The sequence below is a fragment of the Halohasta sp. A2 genome, assembly GCF_056175805.1.
Genome location: NZ_JAQFWV010000234.1, coordinates 1 through 372, shown reverse-complemented (window position 1 = coordinate 372; position 372 = coordinate 1). Strand labels below are relative to the sequence as shown.

At 54.3% G+C, this 372-nt stretch carries 1 protein-coding gene; it reads right to left on the bottom strand.

All coding sequences use genetic code 11. The annotated features are described in order from the left end of the window. Positions 1-286 (bottom strand): transposase (locus tag O2S87_RS18945; protein WP_475410245.1); only part of this gene is annotated, 286 nt, incomplete at its 3' end. Positions 287-372 lie beyond the last annotated feature (86 nt).

The window sequence follows — 372 nt, the reverse complement described above, 5'->3', positions numbered from 1 at the left end:
ACGCGATGTCACGTTCGAGGAGACGGTCAAGCTTCCGGGAGCTGCGGATGCCGATACAGTAGCCGAAGACGAGGACTTTGAGCATCATCACGGGATGGAAGGACGGCCGCCCGCGGCCGTCCTCCCGATTGTCCGGATAGAATGGGTCAAGCCGGCCCTCGTTGTCGAGATGATCGATAACGTCGGAAACGTAGCGTTCGAGACTATCCTCTTCGACCCACTCCGCGACGTTCTTTGGCAGGAGGTGTTGCTGATCTTGATCGTATCGGATAAAATTGAACGTCACGGGTGAATCCTTACGCTGTACAGGATTTTCTGCTAGATAAGGTCTACGTCATGTGAGTTCTCTGCCGATATTTCTTGGACAGGCTC